A 17,892-nucleotide genomic window follows, 5' to 3' on the forward strand; every position below is an offset into this window, starting at 1 on the left:
ATTGTAACACGAAAGGAAAAAAGAAAAAAGTGGCAATCAATACCACTTTCCTATCTTCTACTATTTGATTGTGTTGATGATGAACTTGATGTACTGCTAGAACTACTACTTGAGCTACTACTTGAACTTGGTGTAGATGAGAAACTACCAATAATACTTGACCAAGCGTTTTGGTAATCTGCTTCGCTTCCTCCAATAGCAAAGTGATAGCTTGTTGTAGGAGCTCCCGCCTTATTAGCCCAATAGCTCGTTACAGTAGGACCTGAAAGATCCACTGTTTTTCCATTAACGGATACTTTTCCTGGCTTCTGTCCTGTAGATCTGAGGACCTGAGATTGGGTCACACTAGAATCAAGATTAAAGCGTTCATTGCCCCAAACACCAGGTTCAGCCTGTTGGATAGCATTGACCAAGTAAGCCATATATTTGGCATTTCGATAATGCCCAGCTCCCTTAGCCATTGGGCGGTTATCGTCATGCCCTAGCCAACCACCTAGAGTCAATCTTGGTGTTGACAGCATGAGCCACATATTTTCATCTTCATTGGTTGTACCAGTCTTACCAATCCAGTCTGCACGAGCTAAGCTTGAATTGATAGAAGCCAAATCCGTTTGGAAACTTGAAGTGATCCGAGATGAGATCACCTCACGAAGCAAACTCTGCATAATTGTTGCTGTTCCCTTCGAATACACTTGAACTGGCTTGTCTTGGAATTCATAGATTACTCTACCGTCAGGTGATTCAATCTTAGAAATCACATGTTTCTGATGGTAGACACCGTTATTAGCAATTGTTTGATAACCATTGGTATGCTGAGCAACTGTGACTTCAATCCCACCACCCATAGGCAAACTTTCGATACCGTACTCCGGAATCTCGTAACCCATTTTTTCCATATAGCTCTTAACATCGACACCTTTTTCACGAAGCATGCGATAGGTCCAATAGGCTGGGATATTCCACGAATAGTTCAAGGCTTCACCCAAAGTCATCATGCCTGTACCTGGACTATTTACATACATGATAGGATTTCCATTAGAGAATTTTGTCGGATAATTGGACAAGATACTAGCGCTTCCCATCAAACCTTGGTCAATGGCAATACCGTAGGCCAACAAAGGCTTGGTTGTAGAGGCTGGCGAGCGCTTAGTGTCAAAGGCGTGATTGTTTTGGTTAGTCTGGTAATTACGACCACCAACGAAGCCTAGAACAGCCCCCGTTTTATTGTCCATCAAAACATTCCCTACTTCAGGCTGACCAGTCGAATCATCTACCAAACGACCGTAGTTAGCAACTGCATTTTGCATGGCGTTATGGATTTTTTTATTGATCGTTGTAGTGATTTTGTAGCCACCATTACTTAGTTCCTGCTCAGCTCGCTCATGATAGGCCTTTTGAATCGACTCGTTTTTCAACTCTTGGCTAGAGACATTGTCCTGTTGAACTAAATAATCATACATACGGTCTGTCGCTTCAGCCATAGCAGTAAAGTAGAGATAATCCCTCGAAACAGCATTGACAGTTCCTGATGGCAAGAAGTCTTGTTTGAGATTATAATCCTTGTACTGGTCGTATTCTTCCTGAGTCAGGGCACCCGTACGGTACATGTTGTAGAGAACATCCTTGGCCCGCTTCAAACCAAGTTCTAAGTCTTCATCACTCTTTAACTCTCCAGTATTTTCATAAGGGGAATAAGTAATCGGACTCTGTGGCAAACCTGCTAGAAAAGCGGCTTGAGGAATACTTAACTTGTTGGCATCGATACCGAAAATCCCTTCAGCAGCTTGCTGGGCACCTGCAATATTCTGCCCTTTATGATTTCGACCAAAGGGAGCAACATTGAGATAAGTAGTCAAGATTTCATCCTTGCTCATGCTGCGTTCCAAGGCAAGAGCATCAACAATTTCTGTAGCCTTACGAGCCAAGGTAGGAGCATCTCCGACCACTTGTTGCTTGATTAACTGTTGGGTCAAGGTCGAGCCCCCGCTAGATGAGCCCAAACCTGCAAAGGTTCCCAAAGTCGCCCGAATCACAGCTTTTGGCACAACCCCTTTATGTTCAAGAAAATGTTCGTCCTCAGTAGCAACGATAGCCTTTTTAAGATTGTCCGATATTTCCTCAGATGTTACAGAAGTTCTCAGTAGGTCACTCTCTATAGAAGCAATGACACTCCCATCTGCATAAACAATTTCTGAAATGGAAGAAATATTTTTAACCTGCTTGACCAAGTCCTCCGTTTGGGGAACCTTAGCCTTATCAAACAAAGCAACTCCATAACCAAGAGCTACACCAGCACCAAAAAGCCCACCGATAAAGCCTAGAATAAAGAGAGTATTCAGAATGCCCTTAATAGCAACTAAAATGCTACCTAGGATAGCCAGAACTTTCCCACCTGTCCCATCCGACTGCTTCTCTTCTGAGACTTTCTCTGTTTTTTTATGATTTATTTTTGATTTTACTAGCTGGAAAAATTCCAGCATTTTTCGTTTTAATTCATTTAATTGATTTTGCATGGATTTCCTCACTCTATCTATTATACCATAAAAGGTAAACTTTCAATAAAATAGCCACTTTCTTCCTTATTCTACTAGGCTATTGCCCAAGTTTGTGATACAATAGGTAGAAACAATATTTTTAAAAAGGAGAAAAGACACATGCACATTTTTGATGAGCTAAAAGAGCGTGGTTTGATTTTTCAAACGACTGATGAAGAAGCTTTGCGTAAAGCCCTAGAAGAAGGTCAAGTTTCTTATTATACTGGCTACGATCCAACTGCTGACAGCCTTCACCTAGGCCACCTTGTCGCAATCTTGACAAGTCGTCGCTTGCAACTAGCAGGTCACAAACCTTATGCGCTCGTTGGCGGTGCTACAGGTCTCATCGGAGATCCGTCCTTCAAAGATGCTGAACGTAGTCTCCAAACAAAAGACACAGTAGATGGCTGGGTCAAGTCTATCCAAGGACAACTTTCTCGTTTTCTTGATTTTGAAAATGGCGAAAACAAGGCTGTCATGGTCAACAACTACGACTGGTTTGGCAGCATCAGCTTCATTGACTTCCTCCGTGATATCGGAAAATACTTCACTGTCAACTACATGATGAGTAAGGAGTCTGTGAAAAAACGGATTGAAACGGGAATTTCATACACTGAGTTTGCCTACCAAATCATGCAAGGTTACGACTTCTTCGTCCTTAACCAAGACCACAACGTAACGCTTCAAATCGGTGGTTCTGACCAGTGGGGAAATATGACAGCTGGTACTGAATTGCTTCGTCGTAAGGCTGACAAGACAGGCCACGTTATCACTGTTCCATTGATCACAGATGCAACTGGTAAAAAATTTGGTAAATCAGAAGGAAACGCAGTCTGGCTCAATCCTGAAAAGACTTCTCCATATGAAATGTACCAATTCTGGATGAACGTTATGGACGCTGACGCTGTTCGCTTCTTGAAAATCTTTACTTTCTTGTCACTTGATGAGATTGAAGAGATTCGTAAACAATTTGAAGTGGCTCCACACGAACGCTTGGCGCAAAAAGTCTTGGCTCGTGAAGTTGTTACACTTGTTCACGGCGAAGAATCTTACAAAGAAGCCCTCAACATCACTGAGCAACTCTTTGCGGGAAACATCAAAAACCTTTCTGTCAAAGAACTCAAACAAGGACTTCGTGGAGTACCAAACTACCAAGTACAAGCAGACGAAAACCACAATATCGTGGAACTCCTCGTGGCATCTGGTGTGGTCAACTCAAAACGCCAAGCCCGTGAAGACGTCCAAAACGGAGCTATCTACGTCAACGGTGACCGCATCCAAGATCTAGACTATGTCTTGAGTGATGCTGATAAGTTAGAGAACGAACTGACTGTTATCCGTCGCGGTAAGAAGAAATACTTTGTATTGACTTACTAAACTATTCAACATTTATCTATAAACAAAGGAGTTACCCTCGAGAAAGGTAACTCCTTTTTGCTGTTAATAACTCTCATCTATCTATTTTTAATAGACAGGCTACGCAGTACAATGCGCAAGGTTGTTAGATTATGTAAGATAGAGAGATTTGAAGGGCTGAGCCAGTTAAACAAGCCAAAGCCAATCAAACTACTATTTACGACAACGGTATCTTGAATATTCTTCTTGATGAGTGTTTGCAAAGATGATGATAGCGAATCCAACTCTTGGAAGAAATCCAAGCGATTATCTAACAATAAGATATCACTCATCTGCTTAGAAATATCTGCACTCTCATTCATCACCACACCGATATCTGATAGGGTTAGAGCAGCTGAGTCATTCAAGCCATCTCCAACCATCAAAATAGTGTGACCTGCTTTCTGCAGTTCCTCTACTAACTCAAATTTCCCATCAGGTTTCAAGTCTGTATAGACCTGATCAAAGGGCAAATCTTTGACTAATTCCTCTGTTCTAACCAAGGTGTCCCCTGTTGCCAGAATCAATTTTTTCCCTTGTGCCTTAAGTTTCTCCAAGGATGCTTTTGCTTCTTTTCTCAAAGGAGTATGAATGCAGAACATTCCAATCAATTCATTCTGATAAGCCAAGAATAAGAGATTGTAGTGACTCTTGTACTCTTCAATTAAAGCATTTTGTTCTGAACTGATATGAATCTGCTCATCCTGCATCAAAACATAATTCCCAATAAGAACTGGTTGGCCATCTATATGAGATTTGATCCCCTTGCTTGCGATATATTGGAGTTTCCCATGCATTTCCTCATGTTCAATCCCCTCTATCTCAGCTTGCTTGACGATGGCATTAGCAATAGGATGATAAATGTGTTCCTCAAGACAAGCACTGATTCTGAGAATATCTTCCTCACTATAGTCCCCAAAAGGTAACACCTTTTCAACTATAGGATAACTAGTTGTGATTGTTCCCGTCTTATCAAACAAGAAAGTATCAACTTCCAGATATTTCTCCAGAACATCCCCATCCTTAATCACCATTTCACGATTCAGCCCCTCCTTGATAGCTGTCAAATAAGCTACAGGAGTAGAAATTTTCAAAGCGCAGGAAAAATCGACCAATAGGAAAGAAATAGCCTTAGAAAAAGAACCTGTTAATAGGTAAGTCAGACCAGCCCCCAAGAAATTATATTTGACGACCTTATCCGCCATCTTGATGAAATAGCGTTGTTTCGTTTTCTTATTTTCTTCAGATTTCTTCATCAACTCAATCAGCTGTAAAATACGGCTGTTCATCTGATTATCGGTTACACGAATGCGCAACTCACCAGTTTCTAATACTGTATTTGCACAAACCAAATCAGACTCTCCTTTTTCAACTGGAAAACTCTCTCCCGTCAAGGAACTTTCGTTGACCATACCTAAACCTGAAACTACTTGTCCATCAAACAGAATTTCATTTCCTTGAGATAGGACCAAGACATCTCCTATTTGAACATCGGAACTCTTGATACTAACAACCGTATCGCCCTGTACTAGGAATACATCGCTCTCTTTTGCAAGAAGACTCTGTTCTAAATCTGTTGCAGTTTTTTTCAAGGACCACTGATCTAAATGATTCCCCAAATCAAGCATAAACATGATATTACTTGCTGTCTTGGATTGGTTCATAAACAAGGACAATAAAATCGCCGAACAGTCCAAGACCTCCATCGTTAGTTCCTTACGCGCTAGTGTTTGATAGGCTTCTCTAATATAGCCAAAAGCCTGATAACAAGTCCATATATAGCGAATAGGATACGGCACAAAACTACGAAAAAGTACACGCTTAATCGCTGCACCTGAAACAATAGAATAAGCACTCTCTTCTCTACGAATGGGAAGAGTCATCAACTCAGAAACTTTCCCTTTATCAATTCTTTTTAAAAAGGCTTCTGCATTATCTAATACAGAAAAGCCTTCTTTTATACGTAGAGTAAAGTGCTGTTGATCCATGTAAAACTGGATAGACTCAATCCCCTTTTCATCTCTCGCCAAGGAACGAAGATAGTCTTGAATATCCAAGGTGAGTGAAAAAGAAGATGATAGTCGGATATGTTGGTATCCTCTATGTAGCACTTTAAAAGACATATTATTCTCCTATAAGGCTATCTAATTGCTCTTCTTTTTTCTCTTGCTCGTACAAATATTTGGCATCTTGCAAGACATCGTCTCCATGTTGTTTCACAACAGAAACAGATGCATCTAGCCCGTCTTTCAACTTGTAAGCCTTAGCCAAAGCTTTAGAATAACCTTTTTTAGCTTCCTTACTTGCCAAGATTTTCAAACCAAGGGTACCAAATGCGACACCACCCAAAAAGAGTGATGATTTTTTCGCAACTTTTGCAACGGTTAATACTTCTTTTAACATACTTATTTCCTCCTTATCATTATTATATAGAAATTTAGATATAAAAGCAATTTTATTCTATAAATTGGAGAATTAGTTTTATTTCTACTGAATCTCCCATCTACTTATTCCTAAAGTTGCTTTCATTTGCCTCTTTTGATACACTTAAACTATGAATACAAATCTCAAACCCAAACTTCAGCGTTTTGCTTCTGCGACTGCCTTTGCCTGTCCTATCTGTCAAGAAAATCTGACTCTGCTAGAGACTAGTTTCAAGTGCTACAACCGTCATTCTTTTGACTTGGCGAAATTCGGCTATGTCAATCTGGCACCTCAAATCAAGCAATCTGCCAACTACGACAAGGAAAATTTTCAAAACCGTCAACAGATCCTAGAAGCTGGCTTTTACCAAGCTATTCTAGAGGCCATATCTGATTTACTTTCAAACTCAAAAAATGCCAAAACAATTTTAGATATCGGTTGTGGTGAAGGTTTCTATTCTCGCAAACTCCAAGAAAACCATCCTGATAAAACCTTCTATGCCTTCGACATCTCCAAAGATTCCGTCCAAATCGCTGCCAAGAGCGAACCCAACTGGGCAGTCAACTGGTTTGTTGGTGACTTAGCTCATCTTCCTATAAAAGACGCCAGCATGGATATTCTGCTTGATATCTTCTCACCTGCCAACTATGGAGAATTTCGTCGCATTTTATCCAAAGACGGCATCTTGATAAAGGTTATTCCAACCGAAAATCACCTCAAGGAAATCCGTCAGAAGGTACAAGACCAGCTGACAAAAAAGGACTATTCCAATCAAGATATCAAAAATCATTTCCAAGAACACTTTACCATCCTATCTAGCCAAACAGCCTCTCTGACCAAACCTATCACAGCAGAGCAGCTTCAAGCCCTACTCAGCATGACTCCCCTACTCTTTCATGTCGACCAGAGCAAGATAGACTGGAGCGACTTGACAGAGATTACCATTGAGGCAGAGATTCTTATTGGACAAGCACTGTAATCGGCATATACAAAAAACCGCATTTCAAGAAGATCTGCGGTTTTAAATTTCAATTTTTAAACTATCTATCCGAAAAATTTAGGAAATTTACCAATTCTGAGTTCTAATCTTTATTTTCGATTCGAAATAACAAACTTATCAATAAATAGCAAGTGAAATAAGGCAAGTGTAATTCCCGATAAGCACCCATGATAAGAGATTTCTTGATGGGTAAGGGGGTAAAGATTACTATTACCCGCCAATAGGCATGTTAAAATAACAAATAGAATCCAAAATAAATCCGTCCATTTATATTTTGAAAAATATTTTTTCCACATAAAAACACCTTCTTTCCTACAATTATATTATAACACTCGATGTAAGCGTATGCAAGAAATATGAGGTGATCAACTACGAATAAACATGAGGATGAAAGACAGTAAAAACCAGCATTTCTAAACCTTCACTGTATCTAGGATTTATCTGTTTTTGGACAAGATTGACCCAAATCCACAGCATTCAAAAAAGCGAATTTCAATCGAAATTCGCTTTATAGGAAAGTGTATTAGTATAAATCTTGTATCTTATACTCAATGAAAATCAAAGAGCAAACTAGGAAGCTAGCCGCAGGTTGCTCAAAGCACCGCTTTGAGGTTGCAAATAACGCTGACGTGGTTTGAAGAGATTTTCGAAGAGTATTAGTTCAAGTGCCAGATATCTTCGTTGTACTGAGCGATTGTACGGTCAGATGAGAAGAATCCTGCTTTAGAAATGTTAACGATGACTTTATCCAACCATGCGTCACGGTCTTCGTAGTCAGCCAACATTTGTTCTTTAACCTTGATGTAGTCTTCCAAGTCAAGAAGAGTCATGAACCAGTCTTTGTTGATCAATTCATTGTAAAGACGTTCCAAGCGCTCTTTGTTTCCAGCTGCAAGAACTGCATCGCTAACGATGAAGTCAACCAATGGTTTGATAGCTTCACGAGCGTAGAATTCGCTTGATTTGTAAGCTGCTTTTTCGTAAAGGTCGATAACAGTTTCTGAATCTTCACCAAAGATGTAGATATTTTCGTCTCCAACCAACTCAGCGATTTCCACGTTAGCACCGTCCATAGTACCAAGAGTCAAAGCTCCGTTCAACATGAATTTCATGTTACCAGTACCTGAAGCTTCTTTAGAAGCAAGTGAGATTTGTTCTGAGATATCACATGCTGGGATAAGGAAGCTTGCTGCAGTAACGTTGTAGTTTTCAACCATAACTACTTGCAAGTGTGGAGCTACTGCTGGATCGTTAGCAATAACTTCTGACATGCAAAGGATCAAGTGGATGATGTCTTGAGCGATTGTGTAGGCTGGAGCTGCTTTACCACCAAAGAAGATTGTGATTGGACGAGCAGGGATGTTACCAGCTTTGATATCAAGGTATTTGTGGATGACGTACAAAGCGTTCATTTGTTGGCGTTTGTACTCGTGAAGACGTTTGATTTGGATATCAAAGATAGAGTTTGTATTGATTTCCACACCTTGGTGTTCTTTCAAGTGACGAGCCAATTTACGTTTGTTGTGAGCCTTGATGCTTTCCAATTTTTCTTTGACAGCTGCTTTGTCTTCATAAGACAAGAGTTTTTCAAGCTCATCTGCTTCATGGTGCCAACCTTCTCCAATAATCTCATCCAAGTAGTGAGATAGTCTTGGGTTAGCATGCATGAGCCAACGACGGAAAGTGATACCGTTTGTTTTGTTGTTGAATTTTTCTGGGTAAAGGTCGTAGAAGGCTTTCAATTCAGAGTTCTTCAAGATTTCAGTGTGGAGTGCTGCTACCCCGTTAACACTGTATCCGTAGTGGATATCCATGTGAGCCATGTGAACACGTCCGCTCTCATCGATAATTTGAACAGCTGGATCTTTGTATTCTGCTTTCACGCGACGGTCCAATTCTTCGATGATTGGTACCAAGTGAGGAACCACTTCTTGCAAGAATTCAAGAGGCCATTTTTCAAGGGCTTCAGCAAGGATTGTGTGGTTAGTGTAGGCAGTCATGCTACGAACAATTGAGATTGCTTCGTCAAGTTCGATACCACGAGCAGTCAAAAGACGGATCAATTCAGGGATAACCATTGATGGGTGAGTATCGTTGATTTGGACAACTGCGTAGTCAGCAAGGTCATGCAAGTTGCTTCCTTTTTCGATTGCTTCTTCGATGATCAATTGCGCACCGTTTGAAACCATGAAGTATTGTTGGAAGATACGGAGCAATTCACCTTGACGGTCACTATCATCTGGGTAAAGGAAAAGAGTCAAGTTGCGAGCGATATCTGTCTTGTCAAAGTTGATACCGTCTTTAATGATTGAAGAATCAACTGAATCCAAGTCAAACAAACGCAAGCGGTTCTTAGTTTCTGTCTTGTAACCTGGTACATCGATATCGTAAAGAGTTGATGTCAATGTGAAGTGAGCAAATGGCACTTGGTAGCTACGGCTTGAGCGAACCAACCAGTTTTGCTCTGTCAACCATGCATTTGGAATTGTTTCTTGTTGGTTGTTTTTAAGAACTTGTTGGAAAAGACCGTAGTGGTAGTTAAGACCAACACCGTCACCGTTCAAACCAAGAGTAGCAATTGAGTCGATAAAGCAGGCAGCCAAACGTCCCAAACCACCGTTACCAAGAGATGGTTCCAATTCAACTTCTTCAACTTCGATCAAGTCTTTACCTGCAGCTGCAAGTTCTTTTTTGACATCGTCGTAAAGACCAAGGTTGATCAAGTTGTTTGACAAAAGTTTACCAATCAAGAACTCAGCTGAGATGTAGTAAACTTTTTTCTTACCAGTGTTAACTGGTTTTTTGCTACTTGCAAGCTTGCTGTAGTTAAGAAGAGCCAGGTAAAGCTCTTCATTGCTACATTCTGCAATGGTTTTATTGTAACGATTTTGTACAAATTCTTGTAGTGATAACATGTTTAAGGTGTCTCCTGATATTGTATTATTTCTTTAATTCTACCAAATTTTCATTGATTCGGCGATAGATTGTTGTCAAGTCAAGCAAGCCTTCCTCGACAGCTGGTGTCAATTGTTCTTCAGTCATACGCCAAGACCAGTTTCCACCAAGGGTAGATGGGAAGTTCATACGAGCTGCCTCATCCAATTCTAGCAAATCTTGCATAGTTGCAATTGCCATGAAGCTAACTGATGAAAAGACTGTACGAAGCATAGCATGTGGCACTGTTTCGTATTCTTTACGGTTAGTGTAGCGAGCCATGTATTCACGAGTCGCATCATCGATCTCGTTACGGTACCAACCAAGGACCGTATTGTTATCGTGTGTTCCTGTGTACATAACTGAGTTAGCAGGTGCCAAGTGTGGGCTATCGATGCTTTCGTCCTCTGGGTTGAAAGCAAATTGAAGAATCTTCATTCCTGGGAAGCCAGTGCGTTCACGCAATTCAATAACTTCATCTGTCATGAAACCAAGATCTTCTGCGATGATGTTTAGCTCACCAAGCTCTTCCTTAACGGCTGCAAAGAGCTTGTAGCCAGGACCTTTCACCCACTCACCAGGTGCTGCTGTATCAGAACCAGCAGGGATTTCCCAGTAAGATTCGAAACCACGGAAGTGGTCGATACGAACGATGTCGTAGATTTTGAAGCTTTCACGCAAGCGTTCAATCCACCATTTGTAGCCGTCTTTGTCCATTGCTTCCCAGTCATAGATTGGGTTACCCCAAAGCTGACCAGTTGCAGAAAATTCATCTGGTGGGCATCCTGCGATGCAAGTAGCCTTACCGTTGACATCTGTCTTGAAGAGATGTGGATTTGCCCACATATCGCTTGAATCTTCCGCTACGTAGATTGGCATGTCTCCAACGATTTCGATGTGGTTGTCGTTAGCGTAAGCTTTCAATTTCAACCATTGTTGGAAGAAGAAGTATTGAGTCACACGGTGGTAAACCAACTTGTCTGCCAATTGCTCACGGTAACTTTCAAGTGCTGAAGCTTTACGAGCACGAGCATCTGCATCTGGCCATTCAGTCCAAGCAAGATTGTCAAAATGCTCCTTGATAGCCATATACTCTGCAAAGAGTTCAAGCCATGATTGGTTGTCTTGAGCAAATTTCTCAAAATCTTTAACATCTCCTACTTCCAAGAAACGTTTTACCGCTTTTTCTAAAAGAGGACGACGTGCATAGTAGATTTTCGCATAGTCAACTTCAGATGCATCGCTACCAAAGTCAACCCCTTCAAGGTCACTTGCTTGCAACAAGCCTTGTTCCACCAAGATATCTAAATCGATAAAATGAGTGTTCCCTGCGAAGGCTGAGAAAGATTGGTAAGGAGAATCTCCGTAACTAGTTGTTCCTAGTGGAAGGATTTGCCAGTAACGTTGTTTTGTGCGAACCAAGAAATCAACGAAGTCGTAAGCACTTTTACCAAATGATCCGATTCCGTATGCCCCTGGAAGAGAAGAAATGTGCATCAACACACCACTTTGACGTTTTTTCATAATAAGCACCTCATGTGTTTATAGTTAGATATTACATTTTTATGAGCGCAAACGTTTGCGCTATTACTAGTATAGCTCATTTTCTCGATAAATGCAAGCGGTTTTAAGTAACTTTTTTGATTATTTTTTAAAAATTTTTTCTTCTTACTCGTATATATATTCTTTCAGGCAACAAACAAAATAGGAATAAGGGTTTCACTTATCTCATTAAGCAAAAATAAAGCGAGAATCCTCTCTGGTTTCCATTTGTAAATTAGGCAATCGTTTTCTCAACTTTTTTTAAATTTAAAACAAAACGGATTTTTGGAATTTTCTACTATTATATGACGATGAAGCGTTTACTTTTTTTTACAATTTTTTAAAAAATTTTTACAAAAAACACTTGCAACCGCTTTCCGATTGTGCTATACTAGTCCCATAAAGGAAAACGTTTGCGTTTCCTCATTATAAAATTTGTTATTCTTTAGGAGGAATACACTATGTCATCTAAATTCATGAAGAGCGCTGCTGTGCTTGGAACTGTTACACTTGCTAGCTTGCTTTTGGTAGCTTGCGGAAGCAAAACTGCTGATAAGCCTGCTGATTCTGGTTCATCTGAAGCGAAAGAACTCACTGTATATGTAGACGAGGGATATAAGAGCTATATTGAAGAGGTTGCTAAAGCTTATGAAAAAGAAACTGGAGTAAAAGTCACTCTTAAAACTGGTGATGCTCTAGGAGGTCTTGATAAACTTTCTCTTGACAACCAATCTGGTAATGTCCCTGATGTTATGATGGCTCCATACGACCGTGTAGGTAGCCTTGGTTCTGACGGACAACTTTCAGAAGTGAAATTGAGCGATGGTGCTAAAACAGACGACACAACTAAATCTCTTGTAACAGCTGCTAATGGTAAAGTTTACGGTGCTCCTGCCGTTATCGAGTCACTTGTTATGTACTACAACAAAGACTTGATAAAAGAAGCTCCAAAAACTTTTGCTGACTTAGAAAACCTTGCTAAAGATAGCAAATATGCCTTCGCTGGTGAAGATGGAAAAACTTCTGCTTTCCTAGCTGACTGGACAAACTTCTACTATGCATACGGACTTCTTGCTGGTAACGGCGCTTACGTATTCGGTCAAAACGGTAAGGACGCTAAAGATATCGGTCTTGCCAACGACGGCGCTATCAAAGGTATAGAATACGCTAAATCTTGGTATGAAAAATGGCCTAAAGGTATGCAAGATACTGAAGGAGCTGGAAACCTAATCCAAACTCATTTCCAAGAAGGTAAAACAGCTGCTATCATCGACGGACCTTGGAAAGCCCAAGCCTTCAAAGATGCTAAAGTAAACTACGGTGTTGCGACTATCCCAACTCTTCCAAACGGAAAAGAATATGCTGCATTTGGTGGTGGTAAAGCTTGGGTCATCCCTCAAGCCACTAAGAACCTTGAAGCTTCTCAAAAATTTGTAGACTTCCTTGTTTCAACTGAACAACAAAAAGTATTATACGATAAGACTAACGAAATCCCAGCTAACACTGATGCTCGTTCATACGCTGAAGGTAAAAACGATGAGTTGACAACAGCTGTTATCAAACAGTTCAAGAACGCTCAACCAATGCCAAACATCTCTCAAATGTCTGCAGTTTGGGATCCAGCGAAAAATATGCTCTTTGATGCTGTAAGTGGTAAGAAAGATGCGAAAACAGCTGCTAACGACGCTGTAACATTGATCAAAGAAACAATCAAACAAAAATTTGGTGAATAAAAAATTTGTTCAAGGGGGGTGGAATTCAAATCCCCCTTTGAATTTATCAATAGAAAACATATATAGTTTAGGTTTTAACTAGAAACTAGTATCCTATGAAAGGAGTTATTATGGAAAAGCAACAACCTAGTAAAGCAGCCCTGCTGTCTATCATTCCTGGGTTAGGACAGATTTACAATAAACAAAAAGCAAAAGGTTTTATCTTCCTTGGTGTAACCCTTGTATTTCTCCTCTACTTCCTAGCACTTGCAGCCCCTGAATTGAGTAATCTCATCACTCTTGGTGACAAACCAGGTCGTGACAATTCCCTCTTTATGCTGATTCGTGGTGCCTTCCATTTAATCTTTGTAGTTGTTTATGTACTCTTTTATTTCGCAAATATCAAGGATGCACATACAACTGCTAAACACATTAACAATGGCATACCAGTAGCTCTTACTTTTAAAGAAATGGTCAAAGGAATCTATGAAAATGGCTTCCCTTACCTCTTGATCATTCCATCTTATGTTGCCATGACTTTTGCGATTATCTTCCCAGTTATCGTAACCTTGATGATTGCCTTCACAAACTATGACTTCCAACACTTGCCACCAAACAAATTGTTGGACTGGGTTGGTTTAACTAACTTCACAAACATCTGGAGCTTGAGTACCTTCCGTTCAGCCTTTGGTGCCGTTCTTTCTTGGACTATCATTTGGGCTTTATCTGCCTCAACTTTACAGATCGTGATTGGTATCTTCACAGCTATCATTGCTAACCAACCATTTATCAAAGGAAAACGTATCTTTGGTGTTATTTTCCTTCTTCCTTGGGCTGTTCCAGCCTTCATCACTATCTTGACATTCTCAAACATGTTTAACGATAGTGTTGGTGCTATCAACACTCAAGTATTGCCAATCTTGGCTAAATTCCTTCCTTTCCTTGATGGTGCTCTTATTCCTTGGAAAACAGACCCAACTTGGACTAAGATTGCCTTGATTATGATGCAAGGTTGGCTTGGATTCCCATACATCTACGTTTTGACTTTGGGTATCTTGCAATCTATTCCTAACGACCTTTACGAAGCAGCTTATATTGATGGTGCCAATGCTTGGCAAAAATTCCGCAACATCACTTTCCCAATGATCTTAGCTGTTGCGGCACCTACTTTGATCAGTCAATACACCTTCAACTTTAACAACTTCTCTATCATGTACCTCTTCAATGGTGGAGGACCTGGTAGTGTCGGTGGTGGAGCTGGTTCAACTGATATCTTGATCTCATGGATCTACCGTTTGACAACAGGTACATCTCCTCAATACTCAATGGCGGCAGCTGTTACCTTGATTATCTCTATCATTGTCATCTCAATCTCTATGATCGCATTCAAGAAACTACACGCATTTGATATGGAGGACGTCTAAGATGAATAACTCAATTAAACTCAAACGTAGACTGACTCAAACCCTTACTTATCTCTACTTGATCGGCCTATCAATTATCATCATCTATCCACTATTGATTACCATCATGTCAGCCTTTAAAGCAGGTAACGTCGCAGCCTTTAAACTCGATACGAACATCAACTTCAATTTTGATAACTTTAAAGGACTCTTTACTGAAACCCTATACGGTACATGGTATCTCAATACCTTGATCATCGCCTTGGTTACCATGGCAGTTCAAACAAGTATTATCGTACTTGCTGGTTATGCCTACAGCCGTTACAACTTCTTGGCTCGTAAACAAAGTTTGGTCTTCTTCTTAATCATCCAAATGGTGCCAACTATGGCCGCTTTGACAGCCTTCTTCGTTATGGCGCTTATGTTAAACGCCCTTAACCACAGCTGGTTCCTCATCTTCCTCTACGTTGGTGGTGGTATCCCGATGAATGCTTGGCTCATGAAAGGCTACTTCGATACAGTGCCAATGTCTCTAGATGAATCTGCAAAACTAGACGGTGCAGGACACTTCCGCCGCTTCTGGCAAATTGTTCTTCCACTGGTTCGCCCAATGGTTGCCGTACAAGCTCTATGGGCCTTCATGGGACCTTTTGGGGACTACATCCTCTCTAGTTTCTTGCTTCGTGAGAAAGAATACTTTACTGTTGCCGTAGGACTCCAAACCTTCGTCAGCAATGTGAAAAACTTGAAGATTGCCTACTTCTCAGCAGGTGCTATCCTCATCGCCCTTCCAATCTGTATTCTCTTCTTCTTCCTACAAAAGAACTTTGTTTCAGGACTTACAAGTGGTGGCGACAAGGGATAATATATCCCCGCCACCCTTTTTCATTTTATACTCTTCGAAAATCTCTTCAAACCTCGTCAGCTTTATCTGCAACCTCAAAGCTGTGCTTTGAGCAACCTGCGGCTAGCTTCCTAGTTTGCTCTTTAATTTTCATTGAGTATTAGCGGTTGCTACTGTGATAATATCCTTGTAGCAAGCAATTTGTCTCCTAGACTTGAAATAAAGCACATTTCTCTATATAATAATACTCATATAGAAAACACCTTTTAGAAAGATACCTATGCTTCCATATCCATTTTCCTATTTTTCAAGTATTTGGGGATTTCGTAAGCCCCTGTCCAAACGTTTCGGGCTCAACTGGTTTCAGCTTCTCTTTACCAGTATCTTCCTTATCAGCTTATCTATGGTACCTATTGCCATCCAAAACAGTTCACAAGATACTTATCCGCTAGAAACCTTTATCGATAATGTCTATGAACCATTGACAGATGAGGTTGTACAGGATCTCTCTGAACACGCTAGAATTGTTGATGGTAAATTTACTTATACAGGAACAGCTAGTCAAACGCCTTCTCTTTTAATCGGTCCAAGTCAAAGCAAGGAATTACCTAAAGACTTGCAACTGCATTTCGATACGAATGAGCTCGTCATCAGCAAGGAAAGTAAAGAGCTGACCCGTATCTCTTACCGAGCGATTGAGACTGAGAGTTTCAAAAGTAAAGACAGCTTGACCCAAGCCATTTCTAAAGACTGGTACCAGCAGAATCGTGTCTATATCAGTCTCTTTCTAGTTCTCGGTGCTAGCTTCCTCTTTGGTTTGAATTTCTTTATCGTCTCTCTAGGAGCGAGTCTTCTCCTTTATATCACTAAGAAATCACGCCTCTTTTCATTTAGGACCTTTAAAGAGTGCTACCATTTTATCTTGAACTGTTTAGGATTACCAACACTGATTACGCTTATTTTGGGACTATTTGGCCAAAATATGACAACTCTCATCACTGTACAAAACATTCTTTTTGTTCTGTATCTGGTCACTATCTTTTATAAAACGCATTTCCGTGATCCAGATTACCATAAATAGGAGATTTTTATGCCCGTTACGATTAAAGACGTGGCCAAGGCTGCTGGTGTTTCGCCTTCAACCGTAACCCGTGTTATTCAAAACAAATCAACCATTAGCGACGAAACAAAAAAACGTGTTCGCAAGGCTATGAAGGAGCTCAATTACCACCCCAACCTCAACGCTCGTAGTTTGGTAAGCAGTTATACCCAAGTTATCGGCTTGGTTCTTCCTGACGACTCAGACGCCTTCTATCAAAATCCTTTCTTCCCATCTGTCCTCCGTGGTATCGCCCAAGTCGCTTCTGAAAACCACTATGCTATTCAGATTGCAACAGGTAAAGATGAAAAAGAGCGCCTTAAAGCGATTTCACAGATGGTTTACGGTAAACGTGTGGATGGTTTGATCTTCCTTTATGCCGAAGAGGAAGATCCCTTGGTCAAACTGGTCGCTGATGAGCAGTTCCCCTTCCTTATCCTAGGAAAATCCATTTCTCCCTTCATTCCACTTGTCGATAATGACAATGTCCAAGCTGGTTTTGATGCGACAGAGTATTTCATCAAAAAAGGATGCAAGCGAATTGCCTTTATCGGAGGTACTAAGCGACTCTTCGTAACACAAGACCGTCTGACAGGTTACGAGCTAGCTCTAAAACAATACCAACTTCCTCTCGATACTAATCTGACTTACTTTGCTACTGAATTTCTTGAAGATAATGGTTATCGCTTTAGTAGACTTCTCTTCAAACACGATCCAAATATTGACGCTATTATTACCATTGATAGTCTCCTTGCTGCAGGGGTCTGTGATTACATCGCAAAACACCAACTGGATGTCCCTGTCCTCAGCTTCGACTCAGTCAATCCCAAGCTCAACTTGGCAGCCTATGTCGATATCAATAGTTTGGAGCTTGGTCGTGTTTCCTTTGAAACTATTCTCCAGATCATCAATGATGCTAAAAGCAATAAACAAATTTGTTATCGCCAGTTGATTGCCCACAAAATTATCGAAAAATAAAAACCAGCTCGAGCTGGTTTTTTTGAT

13 protein-coding genes are annotated in these 17,892 nt (G+C 40.5%); 7 read left to right on the forward strand and 6 right to left on the reverse strand.

Translation table 11 applies throughout. The features are described 5' to 3' along the window. Positions 1 to 50 precede the first annotated feature (50 nt). Positions 51 to 2,513: a penicillin-binding protein PBP1B gene (gene pbp1b, locus ACERDH_RS08895; RefSeq protein ID WP_386686512.1), complete on the reverse strand. Its 2,463-nt coding sequence runs from the start codon at positions 2,511 to 2,513 to the stop codon at positions 51 to 53. Between the two features lie 141 nt (positions 2,514 to 2,654). On the opposite strand from pbp1b, the gene tyrS reads away from it, so the two are divergent. Further along, entirely contained in the window at positions 2,655 to 3,911 is a 1,257-nt protein-coding gene (gene tyrS, locus ACERDH_RS08900; protein ID WP_254753841.1) for a tyrosine--tRNA ligase, read from the forward strand. Positions 3,912 to 3,988: 77 nt separating this feature from the next. Here tyrS and ACERDH_RS08905 read toward each other — a convergent pair whose 3' ends face one another. Both ACERDH_RS08905 and ACERDH_RS08910 read right to left on the reverse strand, forming a co-directional pair. Further along, the gene (locus tag ACERDH_RS08905; protein WP_386686509.1) at positions 3,989 to 6,052 is read right to left on the reverse strand and encodes a heavy metal translocating P-type ATPase; all 2,064 of its coding nucleotides are present in this window, start codon (positions 6,050 to 6,052) and stop codon (positions 3,989 to 3,991) included. A 1-nt stretch (position 6,053) separates the two neighbouring features. Next, complete coding sequence (locus tag ACERDH_RS08910) at positions 6,054 to 6,332, reverse strand: DUF6110 family protein (RefSeq protein WP_000910910.1); 279 nt, start codon at positions 6,330 to 6,332, stop codon at positions 6,054 to 6,056. 151 nt (positions 6,333 to 6,483) lie between these two features. On the opposite strand from ACERDH_RS08910, the gene ACERDH_RS08915 reads away from it, so the two are divergent. Further along, positions 6,484 to 7,332, forward strand: a complete 849-nt coding sequence (locus tag ACERDH_RS08915) for a putative RNA methyltransferase (protein WP_371484009.1) — start codon at positions 6,484 to 6,486, stop codon at positions 7,330 to 7,332. Positions 7,333 to 7,442: 110 nt separating this feature from the next. Here the strand turns inward: ACERDH_RS08915 and ACERDH_RS08920 are convergent, their stop codons facing one another. From ACERDH_RS08920 to malQ, 3 genes are all read right to left on the reverse strand, one after another. Beyond that, positions 7,443 to 7,649 (reverse strand): membrane protein, encoded by a 207-nt coding sequence (locus tag ACERDH_RS08920; protein ID WP_045606609.1) that lies wholly within the window; start codon positions 7,647 to 7,649, stop codon positions 7,443 to 7,445. Positions 7,650 to 8,009: 360 nt separating this feature from the next. After that, positions 8,010 to 10,268: a glycogen/starch/alpha-glucan family phosphorylase gene (gene glgP, locus ACERDH_RS08925; protein ID WP_115904689.1), complete on the reverse strand. Its 2,259-nt coding sequence runs from the start codon at positions 10,266 to 10,268 to the stop codon at positions 8,010 to 8,012. A gap of 25 nt (positions 10,269 to 10,293) precedes the next feature. Continuing rightward, positions 10,294 to 11,811 (reverse strand): 4-alpha-glucanotransferase, encoded by a 1,518-nt coding sequence (gene malQ, locus ACERDH_RS08930; protein ID WP_078238543.1) that lies wholly within the window; start codon positions 11,809 to 11,811, stop codon positions 10,294 to 10,296. A gap of 479 nt (positions 11,812 to 12,290) precedes the next feature. Here malQ and ACERDH_RS08935 point away from each other — a divergent pair, with 479 nt between their 5' ends. The 5 genes from ACERDH_RS08935 (at position 12,291) to ACERDH_RS08955 (ending at position 17,865) form a co-directional block, all read left to right on the forward strand. Beyond that, a complete protein-coding gene (locus ACERDH_RS08935) occupies positions 12,291 to 13,562 on the forward strand; it encodes a maltodextrin ABC transporter substrate-binding protein (RefSeq protein ID WP_386686504.1) in 1,272 nt (423 codons plus the stop codon). A 110-nt stretch (positions 13,563 to 13,672) separates the two neighbouring features. Continuing rightward, positions 13,673 to 14,965 (forward strand): carbohydrate ABC transporter permease, encoded by a 1,293-nt coding sequence (locus ACERDH_RS08940; RefSeq protein WP_000414973.1) that lies wholly within the window; start codon positions 13,673 to 13,675, stop codon positions 14,963 to 14,965. Position 14,966: 1 nt separating this feature from the next. Beyond that, on the forward strand, positions 14,967 to 15,809 hold the full coding sequence (locus tag ACERDH_RS08945; RefSeq protein WP_386686501.1) for a sugar ABC transporter permease: 843 nt from the start codon (positions 14,967 to 14,969) through the stop codon (positions 15,807 to 15,809). A gap of 259 nt (positions 15,810 to 16,068) precedes the next feature. Then, positions 16,069 to 16,869, forward strand: coding sequence for a DUF1189 domain-containing protein (locus ACERDH_RS08950; RefSeq protein ID WP_247932406.1), 801 nt, complete (start codon positions 16,069 to 16,071; stop codon positions 16,867 to 16,869). Positions 16,870 to 16,878: 9 nt separating this feature from the next. Further along, entirely contained in the window at positions 16,879 to 17,865 is a 987-nt protein-coding gene (locus ACERDH_RS08955) for a LacI family DNA-binding transcriptional regulator (RefSeq protein ID WP_049544528.1), read from the forward strand. Positions 17,866 to 17,892 lie beyond the last annotated feature (27 nt).

The sequence above is a fragment of the Streptococcus bovismuti genome (genome assembly GCF_042436615.2).
Lineage (GTDB): Bacteria > Bacillota > Bacilli > Lactobacillales > Streptococcaceae > Streptococcus.

What these genes read in the sequence shown, in the direction of transcription:
- pbp1b (WP_386686512.1), bottom strand. Translation starts at nt 2,513, where the DNA reads ATGCAAAATCAATTAAATGAATTAAAACGAAAAATGCTGGAATTTTTC.
- tyrS (WP_254753841.1), top strand. Translation starts at nt 2,655, where the DNA reads ATGCACATTTTTGATGAGCTAAAAGAGCGTGGTTTGATTTTTCAAACG.
- ACERDH_RS08905 (WP_386686509.1), bottom strand. Translation starts at nt 6,052, where the DNA reads ATGTCTTTTAAAGTGCTACATAGAGGATACCAACATATCCGACTATCA.
- ACERDH_RS08910 (WP_000910910.1), bottom strand. Translation starts at nt 6,332, where the DNA reads ATGTTAAAAGAAGTATTAACCGTTGCAAAAGTTGCGAAAAAATCATCA.
- ACERDH_RS08915 (WP_371484009.1), top strand. Translation starts at nt 6,484, where the DNA reads ATGAATACAAATCTCAAACCCAAACTTCAGCGTTTTGCTTCTGCGACT.
- ACERDH_RS08920 (WP_045606609.1), bottom strand. Translation starts at nt 7,649, where the DNA reads ATGTGGAAAAAATATTTTTCAAAATATAAATGGACGGATTTATTTTGG.
- glgP (WP_115904689.1), bottom strand. Translation starts at nt 10,268, where the DNA reads ATGTTATCACTACAAGAATTTGTACAAAATCGTTACAATAAAACCATT.
- malQ (WP_078238543.1), bottom strand. Translation starts at nt 11,811, where the DNA reads ATGAAAAAACGTCAAAGTGGTGTGTTGATGCACATTTCTTCTCTTCCA.
- ACERDH_RS08935 (WP_386686504.1), top strand. Translation starts at nt 12,291, where the DNA reads ATGTCATCTAAATTCATGAAGAGCGCTGCTGTGCTTGGAACTGTTACA.
- ACERDH_RS08940 (WP_000414973.1), top strand. Translation starts at nt 13,673, where the DNA reads ATGGAAAAGCAACAACCTAGTAAAGCAGCCCTGCTGTCTATCATTCCT.
- ACERDH_RS08945 (WP_386686501.1), top strand. Translation starts at nt 14,967, where the DNA reads ATGAATAACTCAATTAAACTCAAACGTAGACTGACTCAAACCCTTACT.
- ACERDH_RS08950 (WP_247932406.1), top strand. Translation starts at nt 16,069, where the DNA reads ATGCTTCCATATCCATTTTCCTATTTTTCAAGTATTTGGGGATTTCGT.
- ACERDH_RS08955 (WP_049544528.1), top strand. Translation starts at nt 16,879, where the DNA reads ATGCCCGTTACGATTAAAGACGTGGCCAAGGCTGCTGGTGTTTCGCCT.